At 41.3% G+C, this 9,850-nt stretch carries 12 protein-coding genes; 7 read left to right on the forward strand and 5 right to left on the reverse strand.

The genetic code is table 11. The features are described from left to right. From AB4161_RS22760 to AB4161_RS22770, 3 genes are all read right to left on the reverse strand, one after another. On the reverse strand, positions 1 to 587 hold a 587-nt coding region (locus AB4161_RS22760; protein ID WP_372084412.1), incomplete at its 3' end, for a DUF1611 domain-containing protein. A gap of 389 nt (positions 588 to 976) precedes the next feature. Then, positions 977 to 2,392, reverse strand: a complete 1,416-nt coding sequence (locus AB4161_RS22765; RefSeq protein ID WP_170967985.1) for a DEAD/DEAH box helicase — start codon at positions 2,390 to 2,392, stop codon at positions 977 to 979. Then, positions 2,389 to 2,931, reverse strand: coding sequence for a hypothetical protein (locus AB4161_RS22770; RefSeq protein WP_102321417.1), 543 nt, complete (start codon positions 2,929 to 2,931; stop codon positions 2,389 to 2,391). The genes AB4161_RS22765 and AB4161_RS22770 overlap by 4 nt, the downstream gene beginning before the upstream one ends. Before the next feature lie 101 nt (positions 2,932 to 3,032). Here AB4161_RS22770 and AB4161_RS22775 point away from each other — a divergent pair, with 101 nt between their 5' ends. Next, the gene (locus tag AB4161_RS22775; RefSeq protein WP_065676525.1) at positions 3,033 to 3,245 is read left to right on the forward strand and encodes a helix-turn-helix domain-containing protein; all 213 of its coding nucleotides are present in this window, start codon (positions 3,033 to 3,035) and stop codon (positions 3,243 to 3,245) included. A gap of 22 nt (positions 3,246 to 3,267) precedes the next feature. Here the strand turns inward: AB4161_RS22775 and AB4161_RS22780 are convergent, their stop codons facing one another. After that, the gene (locus AB4161_RS22780; protein WP_102321418.1) at positions 3,268 to 3,828 is read right to left on the reverse strand and encodes a recombinase family protein; all 561 of its coding nucleotides are present in this window, start codon (positions 3,826 to 3,828) and stop codon (positions 3,268 to 3,270) included. A gap of 174 nt (positions 3,829 to 4,002) precedes the next feature. On the opposite strand from AB4161_RS22780, the gene AB4161_RS22785 reads away from it, so the two are divergent. Together AB4161_RS22785 and AB4161_RS22790 are read left to right on the forward strand one after the other, a co-directional pair. Further along, a complete protein-coding gene (locus tag AB4161_RS22785; RefSeq protein ID WP_102321419.1) occupies positions 4,003 to 4,710 on the forward strand; it encodes a helix-turn-helix domain-containing protein in 708 nt (235 codons plus the stop codon). A 53-nt stretch (positions 4,711 to 4,763) separates the two neighbouring features. Next, positions 4,764 to 5,486, forward strand: a complete 723-nt coding sequence (locus AB4161_RS22790; protein ID WP_102321420.1) for a hypothetical protein — start codon at positions 4,764 to 4,766, stop codon at positions 5,484 to 5,486. Positions 5,487 to 5,691: 205 nt separating this feature from the next. Here AB4161_RS22790 and AB4161_RS22795 read toward each other — a convergent pair whose 3' ends face one another. After that, a complete protein-coding gene (locus AB4161_RS22795) occupies positions 5,692 to 6,627 on the reverse strand; it encodes a WYL domain-containing protein (protein WP_102321421.1) in 936 nt (311 codons plus the stop codon). A gap of 699 nt (positions 6,628 to 7,326) precedes the next feature. Here AB4161_RS22795 and AB4161_RS22800 point away from each other — a divergent pair. The 4 genes from AB4161_RS22800 (at position 7,327) to AB4161_RS22815 (ending at position 9,825) form a co-directional block, all read left to right on the forward strand. Further along, positions 7,327 to 7,749 (forward strand): PD-(D/E)XK nuclease superfamily protein, encoded by a 423-nt coding sequence (locus AB4161_RS22800; RefSeq protein WP_102321422.1) that lies wholly within the window; start codon positions 7,327 to 7,329, stop codon positions 7,747 to 7,749. Between the two features lie 70 nt (positions 7,750 to 7,819). Next, positions 7,820 to 8,485: a hypothetical protein gene (locus AB4161_RS22805; RefSeq protein ID WP_240800817.1), complete on the forward strand. Its 666-nt coding sequence runs from the start codon at positions 7,820 to 7,822 to the stop codon at positions 8,483 to 8,485. Continuing rightward, positions 8,482 to 8,751, forward strand: coding sequence for a hypothetical protein (locus tag AB4161_RS22810; RefSeq protein ID WP_102321423.1), 270 nt, complete (start codon positions 8,482 to 8,484; stop codon positions 8,749 to 8,751). The genes AB4161_RS22805 and AB4161_RS22810 overlap by 4 nt, the downstream gene beginning before the upstream one ends. 9 nt (positions 8,752 to 8,760) lie before the next feature. Then, on the forward strand, positions 8,761 to 9,825 hold the full coding sequence (locus tag AB4161_RS22815) for a DUF6765 family protein (RefSeq protein ID WP_102321424.1): 1,065 nt from the start codon (positions 8,761 to 8,763) through the stop codon (positions 9,823 to 9,825). Positions 9,826 to 9,850: the final 25 nt, after the last annotated feature.

Raw genomic sequence — 9,850 nt, forward strand, 5'->3', positions numbered from 1 at the left:
CATTTAACGTTGTGTATTTTCCCGCTAAACGTTTTCAGTTCGCCTTTATTTTTGGGTTTGCGAGTATCGAATATTCGAACGTTATTCTTTAAGCTGGCTTCTAAAAATAGAGGATCATCGGTTAGGAATTCATGTAAGCCATTTACGATGTTCATTCCTAGTGACATGGCATTTAAAATGATGCTTTTATCTAAGTCAGATAAAAAGCCACTTGATGGCGCAATGCCAAAAATGAAGTAATCAGGAATGCTTTCTGCGTGAATGATAGCTTCTTCAGCATTAGCAAGGATCGGTATTCCATTGGCTTTGTTATCAAGAACTTCACCAGCATCTAAGCCAGCAGACTCACTATCAATAACCGATAGAATACGATAGCTTAACGAATGTCTCACTAACCCATTAGCGGTTTTACCATCAATTTTACCAAAATTACCTTCGCAATATACAATCGCAGAAGGGATTACAGGTTTTACTTTTTGAGCAAGTGGTAACCAAGGTGCGAAATGGGGTACGTCGTTGTTGATTTCTACATTTTCAATTCTAGTGAGTTTGAAGATGTTTCTTAACTTTTGGGTTGAAATGGACATAATTAAAGCCTGCGGTGAGGCTTAGGAGGGCAACTAAGGAGTGCCGAGATGCGAGTTCGGAAAAGAAAAGAAGTCCCCACTAAGCGGTAGGGATAACAACCAAGGTAACACACTCACCAGATTTTTGTTGATTATTATTCATACGCTTTCTAAGTCTATCACTTTCAGGCTTCACCTATACTAACGTGATTGATTAGATAGCTAATACTCATTGTTCAACGTTGCCGTATCAAACTCGCAGATTTACGGTTTCAAGATACTTTTTCTAATATCAGTTAAGTGAATTAGAGTTTTGAATCTAACACGTTTTTGTCCATAAATGAGTTGAACGACGCCGCTACGTGGTGTGATCACCAAGGGATTCTGTCGTATCTTAATTACTAAGCGATTCATGGGTTTTGAAAACGGAACACATCAACAATTTGTTGTCTAAAATCACCCACTACGTCGAAGTAGTGGCACTGTTCTTCAGAGTTGTGGTTAGATAAGGTGGCTGCTTTTTGTTCAGTTTTAGTTAGTTGTGTTTCGCCCCATGAAATCTGGGTGCCTGAACTTTTTATGCTTGAGTAGTTTGGTATCCGCGTGTTATGAATTTCTGAAAATGCAGCGTTGTTATGGGGCATGTGTTCTTGAAATACTACATCGTTCAAAGGGATCTCCTCTGCGACTCGGTTGGCATAAGTCACTAGGTTGGGTTCGGCAAAAGTATATAACCACGCTTCTTGGTTTATCCCTTTGTTTATCCTGAGAATACGCCCCAAGATTTGCCTGAAGTAAAGCTCTGTTTTAACCTTGCTAAGGTGGCAGCACACTTGAAGCCTAGGGATATCTGTCCCTTCGCTAATCATTCCCACACTCACTATCCAATCGGAATCGCTGCTTCTGAAGTCATCGATGATCCCTGAAGGGGCGTCATGCTTGTAAGTGACAAGAACCGCCTTTTTATTAAACTCTTCGGAAAGCATTGAGTGTATTCTTATCGCGTGCTCAACAGATGCCGCTACCACTAACCCTGCGGCGTTTGGTTTCTTTTCCTGAATCGCATCTAGCTTCTTTAAGCCTAATTTTATCAGGTATCTTATGCAGGTATCGTCGGTGATGATACTTTGATAGTAGCCAAAAGGTTCATCCAGATATTCACGGATGGATGAGAAGTGGCGAGTTTCTGAATCGTTAGATTTTGCAGTGATCATTTCGTTGTCGACTAAGACAATACTGGGTAAGCGACATACTTTATCTTTAACCGCTTGGCTCAACCCATAGACGTAGTTACATTCAATTTCAGCCGTGTTGATGTTGTAGCTTGATAGGCTTACCGGTGCTTTATCAGAACGCCATGGCGTACCAGTTAATGAAAGTGTGTATCGAGCGTGGGATTGTATGTGTTGAATAACTTTTTCACCCCATGCGTTTGCCTCTGTCATGTTGAGCCCCGCGCAATGATGAATTTCATCAAGGACAACCAGGACTCGGTGAGTTTGTAGCAAAGACCAAAAGTAGTCATCAAAGTACTGCAAACCTTGATAGGTATACGAGGCACCTAACGCTCCAATCACGCCATCAAAACGGCAGTTCAGGTGATTCTTAAAGGTGTAAGCTAACCCCTGCGATATGGCTGTTGATGGTGAAAAACAAAGGACAAAGTCGATAGCTTTTTGTTCAAATAGCCGAGAGGCAACTTCTGCCGCCATGACTGACTTTCCAGCCCCTGGCGTTGCAAGACAGAGGAAGTGAGACTGACCTTTCTGATAGTGATGCAGGGCCAGTTCGACGCACTCTGATTGCCACTGGCGCAAAGCTATCATGATAGTGCTAATGCCATTTTGATTGCTCTTATCTGACCAACCAATTTTGAACTTTGAATCTTGGTCTTGCTCCTTACATCATGTAAGCCTTCTTTTAAATGAGGGAACTCAGAGCTAAGGCCTTGATACGTTTGAAACTCTTGTAAGCAGGCTAAAAAGTCACTTTCACATTGCTCTAACCTTTCTTGAAGTACCGTTTTAGGCGAATCTGATTTGCTTTCATAAGAACTATCATTGTTTTCGCTGACTTTGGTAGTGCTGTTGTGTTTCGTTAATTCCCAGGTTGCTTTTGAAAACAGATCAGTCTTTTGATACGTCACTTTCTTGGTGCCTTTAACGCTTACTTTACACAGTAGCTGTTTATTTTCTAGGCGTAGGATATGTCGGTACACCAGTCGTCTCGCTGCTGCTTTATCTAACGTAGAACCAGCGAGAGCCAGATACCGATCCCTAAGTTCTAATACAGAGAAATCATCAAGTTGATCCTCAATGAGAATTTGATAGAGAAACGGAATTAGATGAATTGGCTTACTGGACATTTTGTTTACCGAAATTTCGAGTGGGATTTTAAATGCGGATTATAGTCCGTGGATTTATATGCCGCAAGTAAGGATAGTTTTCATTTTAACTTGGATTAAAAATGAAAGACTTAGCGGTTAAATTTGGCTCGAAATTACGTGAGGTACGCAAAGAAAAAGGCATCTCTCAAGATAAACTCGCGCTAATTGCTGACATAGACAGAAGTTACGTTGGCCGCATTGAACGTGGTGAAGTGAATATTACACTCGAAAAAGTGTATGGCTTGGCACAAGCCTTAGAATGTAATGTTGTTGAGTTGCTGCCAGCGCCTTAGGGTAAAAGTGTATTCATACCATTCAAGAACCATTGCGGTTGTCGTTAAGTATCTTGTATACGCTGTTTCTCGAAATGCCTAGCACACTAGAGATTTGTGTAATTTTTTGATGCTCAGAATGCATACTGATAACTTGTTGCTTTATTGCGTTCGAGATTGGTTTCCTACCTTTGTATTTTCCAGCGGCTTTTGCTGCCGCGATCCCTTCAAGTTGACGTTCTCTGCGAATGTTTAATTCAAACTCGGCAAAGACGGCCAACATATCGAGAAACGCTTTGCCGGATGCTGAATCTGTTGAGATAGGTTGTTCTAAAGCGGTCAGTAGGATTTGCTGATCGTTAAAGGTTTTGACCATCTGCTGCAAATCTAGAACAGACCTGGCGATGCGATCGATTCTTGTAATGACGAGAGTGTCTCCGGCTCTTAGGTATTCCATTAGATCCACCAAACCTTGACGTTTGATGTTTGACCCCGTTGAAGTATCAGAGAAGATTTTGATACAACCTGCTTCCGTGAGTTTCTGAATCTGGAGATCTAATGATTGCTCTGTAGTGGAAACTCGTGCGTAGCCGACCTTGCTCATTGAATTTGCTCATTTAGCATCTAGACTTATTGAACATAGTGTCATTTAAAGTGTTTATCCACTCTAAATGAACATTATTGAGAAGCAATGAGTTTGTTGAATTAGGGTATACCTTAAATGAAAGCCTATCGTCGTATGTTTTGGAAGCTGCTCGTTTAGGAAAGAGGAAACGCCATGAACTTTCGAGACCCCGAGTTAGTACTGACTAAGCGTTTTCGTGGCGGGAAGAAATCCTATTTTCAAGTGAATTCATTTGATGCCGAATGGGTGTCGTTACAGGATATAGAGCATGGCGAATGCTTTTCCTTTAAACGAGCGCAGTTAGAAAGTCACATTAACAGCGGTCTTCTTTTGGCTACGGTCAAAAATAATGTTCCTGACGCTTTATTTATCAATGCCGTTAAAAAGAAAAAAAAACCTGTAGCTGTTGGCAAGAAAGTGGAAATTGAAGCTGAAGTCGACCGTAGATATTTCTATGTTCGCAAAGTACAGGATTCTGATCTTCCTGCATTGTCAGCAAATCGGTTAACACCGTGGATTAGCAAGGTAGCTGCAGAAATCGAAGATGAATCCCCGCCATCATATAAAACACTCCTTCGATGGCTTAAAGCGTTTAATGAATCGGGATGGAAAAAAGCCTCACTGCTCCCTCGTCATCATAATAAAGGTAATCACTCCAACCGATTGCCCCCTGAAGTAGATCAATTGCTATCCCAGGTTATCGTTGAGCATGCTAGGTCTTCAGTGAGAGTTAATATAGGCAAAGCACATCGAGATTTTATTGAGCGAATGGAACGGCTGAATGAGCGTCGATGCAACGAAGGGCTACCGATGCTTACTCCAAGCAGTTATGAAACCACGTTACAGCGTTTGAGAAAATGACCATCTGGTTGTTTTGTTTTGTTTTGTTTTGTAGCCTTATAACGGAATGAATAATGAATTTTAGCGACCCTAATCTTATTCTTGTGAAGCGCTATCGAGGTGGCAAGTGCTCTCATTATCAGGTGAGTGATGTGAGCCGAACTGAAATCACCATCAAAGATATCGAACATGGTGGGTACTTTTCCTTTGCAAAAGACCAATTAGCATCGCATATAGAAAAAGGGCTTTTGATCACCATATCTAAAGACACTCTACCTGAAACCGTTTTTGTTAATCCCGTAGGCAAAAAGATTAAGCCCCAGAAGGAAAAGCCCCAAAAAGCAAAGCGAGAATTGGAATACGAGCAAGCAATGGAAAGACGCTATGCGTACGTGAGGGGAGTATTGGACTCTGATGTTCCGGCGTATACCCAAAAGCGACTTGATCCGTGGCTCGCTGCGTTTTCTAAAAGTATTGGGGATGCCAATCCACCAAGTTGGCGAACATTAGCAGAGTGGGTCAGTGTGTACGTTAGATCGGGTTGGCAAAAGAAAGCTTTGAAACCTGCTCATGCACTCAAGGGCAATCGAAGCCATTATATTGATGACGAGGTCGAAAAGCTCTTGCGACGCGTAGTAAGGGAGTATTCATTGAGGCAAATCAGAGTGAATTACACGCAAGCACATAACGATTTCTTAAAGCTAGTAGAAAAGCTCAATCAATCAAGAGTTAAACAGGGATTGAAACCAGTTAAAGCGAGCAGCTATCGCACAACGGTTAACCGGTTTCAGCTGTAGCTAGATTTTGGACAAAATATTGCCATGCGGTTTTTAAATGCAAATCGTTGATTCATTACACGTGCTAAGTTTACTTTGACTGCGCTGGTTACTCAATTCTGCGCCCGTTCCTTGAGAAAGTGAGCGCAGTGTTTGCAGTATGTTTAACCAGCGTAATCGTTTACTAGTTAATAGTTCTGCGGTGGGCTATCTGCATGCGCTAGTGTTATTTTCTAATGTAACCCTCTGTTTTTATTGTGTATTCATGCATCATGCGTTTGACGCTATTTACATGTTGCAACATATCTGCATTTTTTAGAAAGAACTTAAATCTGCTTGCTTCCGGAGGAATTTCACTTGGTACAGTTCCTGAGTCGACAGACCAGCGTTCTAATAATGACCAAGCAAAAACTGATTTTTCAACAACAACAAGAGTATCAGTATCACCCATACCAAACTCGATTCTAATCGCTTGTTTACCCTTTTCGTCTAAATCTGGATGTAGACCTAGTTGAATGGGTATTAGTGTATTCCATTCGTTATCATCATTAACCGTCGATTCGGATGTATCCTCTGTCGGTTTTATACGTTCAAATCGTGAAAAGTGGAAACTCTTAAAGATAGACTCTGCTGGATTATCTTTAATATCTTTGGCCCGAAACACCCAATTAAGTCCATCAAAAAACACAGTAGAAGGTTCTAGGATACGTTCGTCACGATAATCACTATTTGCTGAAATATAGTCACCTCGAACTCGTTTATTATCCGTAATTGCCCGCGTGATTACAGCGATAGATTCAGCATCAAGTTCCGTGGTTAAATCGCACGCTCTTTTGTAAATAGCCGATTCTTTTTGTTGTAATTTATGGCGGCAGAAACCTTCGAAGTGCATTTCCAAAGCTTTGCGAGCTTCAATTTCAACTAAGGGTTGATATGTGTCTAATCGAATTTGGTGTGTTTTTGGAACGATATTTTTATCATTGGTGAGCTGTTTGTACTCTGAAAGATCTTTTGTAGCTAATGGTTCCGAAATGCCAAACTCTTCGACAATTTCAGACCTTAGTATTTTACCACTGAATCTAACTTTAAAATCAATAAACGCGAGCCGTTCTGCTCTAGACTGGTTTCCGATTTTTTCTTTTAATTCATTGATACTGTACATTTTTATTATATCTCTTGATTTGGTTTCGTACTTATTTAATAACTATTTTAGCACAAATCGCTGTTTTTATCGCGACCAATTTAACGGTTGTTAATTATTTAATATTAAAAAATTAATAATAACAAATTAAAAAAGATGGCTTTTGATTGATCTGTGACCTATTGATGTGGCATAGTATAAATAGAAACAATGCTAATTAGCGTAGCAACACAAGAACTTAACAGGAAAATGATAGGAGTAGGAAAATGAAAAAAAATGGGCAACTAGCCATAAATGGCGTAATGGTTCGTAAGAAGAAATAAAAAAAGCACTTTCAGTGATAACTAAAAGTGCTTTTTTGCAGTGAGGTGAAGTTTATCCCTATTTGGCGTAGGAATAAAAGGCCCAACATTAAGAGGTTTCAAGCCCACAGAAAGGCAAGATTGCTCAGATTTGTAACGCAATCATACCTTCCAAATGTGTTCACCTCAATAACTGAATTCCCTCTTTAACTAGTTTTTGGAGGAATCTCAAATGAGTATTCGCCCTAAAGTAGTCCCAGTTTGCGCATACAAGCGTTACCGAAATGGTGTCTGGGAAGACGTGTGCTCACACACACGCTCACTACCTCGATGATCGAGTAATTACAAAATGGATGCGATTGAAAAGTTCAATCGCATCACTATCCAAATATCGTGAACACAAAACGGAAGAATGATTATGTGTAGAAAAGACCTTTTAAATGAGATCTCGGATACGTTACAAGAAATGGGGTTTATCGCAAGTAACACCAGAGCTCATTTCACCTACCAATCTAATATCAAATACCCAAGCATTTTTAGTGAGAAGAACAATTACGCTCACTACATTTTGTACACGCCTATTCGTACCATCCAAATTGTCGCTAAGTACCAACAATCAACCGGCACTGCGATGGAAAAACTTGGCTACACCGTGCTTGATGCCGCGCGTACTGAGTTTGATGACTACCTCGTGATCTGTGGCGGTGGTGAGTTGCTAAAAGGCAGTTGTGCGATTGATTTCCTCAATAAGCAGAAAAAGATAGCTCCTCGTTTGCATGCACTTCGTGTTCAAGATTTACCAGATTTAATCAAAGATGATTTAGACCGAAACGCCGCTTGACTGGTAAAGATTGAAAACAAGCGAATGAATATGTCATTCGCTTGGTGAGATCAAATAGAGGAGTCCTAGTGTGAAAAAACTGATCACTTTAACGATGTGTACACTGCTATCCGCTTGCGCAGCGACGGTGCCTAAAGAAGTTGTCGAACTGTCTTATCAAATGGAAAAAGACATGAGCCAGGTTGAAGAAGCTTATGTCACTTTGGTAAGACAGCACGTCTCGATGCTGAAAAAGCAAAGAGAAGACTATCTGTACCGAGAGTGGGTCCCAGTCATGCTCGAAGATTGGATTCAAACCGGTCAATTAATCGAAATGGCGCAAGGTACGGTTGTCTACGATGAGTCGATGGGAGGGTTTAAAACCGTCACTCAGCCTGATCGACTCTCTCAACTGAGCAGCATCACCGAGTGGGCATTAGCCGCATCAGAAGAAATTGAAGCAAAGAAACGAGAGCTCATTCAGCCATTAGAAGAGGCGGAGCAGAAGTTAATTGCTGATATACACCTTAGTTTCAATTTACTGATTCAAGGGAACCAAACGATTACCGCCCATCTCAATAGCATTCGAGAAGTGCAAGATGTTCAAAATAAGCTACTTGAACGTGCTGGGTGGGATGGCCTTCGTGACAATATCAATCAACAACTTAGCGAGTTATCAGAACAGGCTGTTACCGGCTTAGATGAGGTTCGTAAACTCGATAGTAAAACTCAAAAACAATTGGAGAAACTGCAATGAGTATGCGCACTTTAATTAAAAAGTCGGTTAACAAAGCGAATGCAAGCTTGGCTGATAGGGAAGCTGATTTGCTTAAAAATACGGACTTTTCCGATAGTACCCTGTCGCCCGGTATCTGTGAACATCATCTTTATTCTAGCCTGATTGACGTAATACATTCGGCAACTACTGCTAATGCAAATACCGCCAAATTAGAGTCAAACATTCGAGAATTAGGTGATGAGGCATGGCAATTAACCCAACGTATTTTAAACGCAGTTAAATAGGATCAGATTATGCAAATCGATATGCACTACTACGGAACGTATTGTCTGGCTCGTGCGGCTGGTCTTAGGCTTGAAGCGGCGAAAGTGATCGCCAATTCTGCGCAGTTTGTTGATGATAATGCACAAGAGAACGATATAGAGTTTGATGATGCATCGGCTTGTCGCGTTGAACCGACAGCCCATCATGTGGCGGACATTAGTAACATCAACCCGAATGAGCAACGTTTGGTTTGGGTTCCTTTTCACTTCTTGCCAGGTAACAAAGGTGAGTCGTTTACGGAGAAGTTAATCTGTCGTCAAGATAGCGAAATAGCTCGTGAAATGTGTGCCAACCATCTAGCACAAGTAAACAAGCCCTATTTTCTTCCCTTGATAGGTATTATGGCGCACGTTTACGCAGATACCTTTGCCCACTATGGCTTCTCAGGGGTCAGTTCGCGCAAGAATCGAGTCAATAGTGAGTCGTTTGATTTCAAAGATCTTAACGATGATATGCATAAGTACATCGTCGGTAAAAAAGATAATTTTTTTGCTCGTTTTAACCCTTTTGTACGGAATATTAAATCGCAGTTAGCGCAAGATCTGTCGGGTGCGTTAGGTCATGGTGGTGTCGTTACTTTCCCTGACCGACCTTACTTAAAGTGGCATTTCACGTATGAGGATGGTGTTCAGTCAGGTTGGCGCGACAACGTGGAAACCTTCATGCTTTATTGCCAGAAGACTCATCAAATGTTTTCTGAACTGGCAAATGCATCCCCTCAACTTTCAGATTTAGAGCAGCAGCAGACGTGGCAGCAGCTCGAGCCAAAAGTACGTGAGATCATTGAGTATCAAGCAAGGGGTGAAGAGCGAATTCTGAAATGGCAAACCGAAGCGATGCACGGTGAATTGTTTAACATTGCAGAAGCTATCCCACTATATCAAGACTGGAATGAGGGCTTTGAAGCATTAAGTACAGGTTGCAGCCATGATGCGATGTCACACCCCATCTATGGTTACTACCAAGCGGCTTCTTATCATCGCTGGTATGTTCTGCGTGAGCTTTTGCCTCAGCATGGTTTGATGGTGAGCTAGTTTTGGTTCATAGACAGGATCTTAA

It is taken from the genome of Vibrio sp. 10N.286.51.E5 (assembly GCF_041469125.1).
In the GTDB taxonomy this organism is placed as follows: Bacteria; Pseudomonadota; Gammaproteobacteria; order Enterobacterales; family Vibrionaceae; genus Vibrio; species Vibrio crassostreae_C.

Bases quoted from the DNA above. Each gene is read 5' to 3' on its own strand.
- AB4161_RS22765 (WP_170967985.1), bottom strand. From the start codon at position 2,392: ATGATAGCTTTGCGCCAGTGGCAATCAGAGTGCGTCGAACTGGCCCTG.
- AB4161_RS22770 (WP_102321417.1), bottom strand. From the start codon at position 2,931: ATGTCCAGTAAGCCAATTCATCTAATTCCGTTTCTCTATCAAATTCTC.
- AB4161_RS22775 (WP_065676525.1), top strand. From the start codon at position 3,033: ATGAAAGACTTAGCGGTTAAATTTGGCTCGAAATTACGTGAGGTACGC.
- AB4161_RS22780 (WP_102321418.1), bottom strand. From the start codon at position 3,828: ATGAGCAAGGTCGGCTACGCACGAGTTTCCACTACAGAGCAATCATTA.
- AB4161_RS22785 (WP_102321419.1), top strand. From the start codon at position 4,003: ATGAACTTTCGAGACCCCGAGTTAGTACTGACTAAGCGTTTTCGTGGC.
- AB4161_RS22790 (WP_102321420.1), top strand. From the start codon at position 4,764: ATGAATTTTAGCGACCCTAATCTTATTCTTGTGAAGCGCTATCGAGGT.
- AB4161_RS22795 (WP_102321421.1), bottom strand. From the start codon at position 6,627: ATGTACAGTATCAATGAATTAAAAGAAAAAATCGGAAACCAGTCTAGA.
- AB4161_RS22800 (WP_102321422.1), top strand. From the start codon at position 7,327: ATGTGTAGAAAAGACCTTTTAAATGAGATCTCGGATACGTTACAAGAA.
- AB4161_RS22810 (WP_102321423.1), top strand. From the start codon at position 8,482: ATGAGTATGCGCACTTTAATTAAAAAGTCGGTTAACAAAGCGAATGCA.
- AB4161_RS22815 (WP_102321424.1), top strand. From the start codon at position 8,761: ATGCAAATCGATATGCACTACTACGGAACGTATTGTCTGGCTCGTGCG.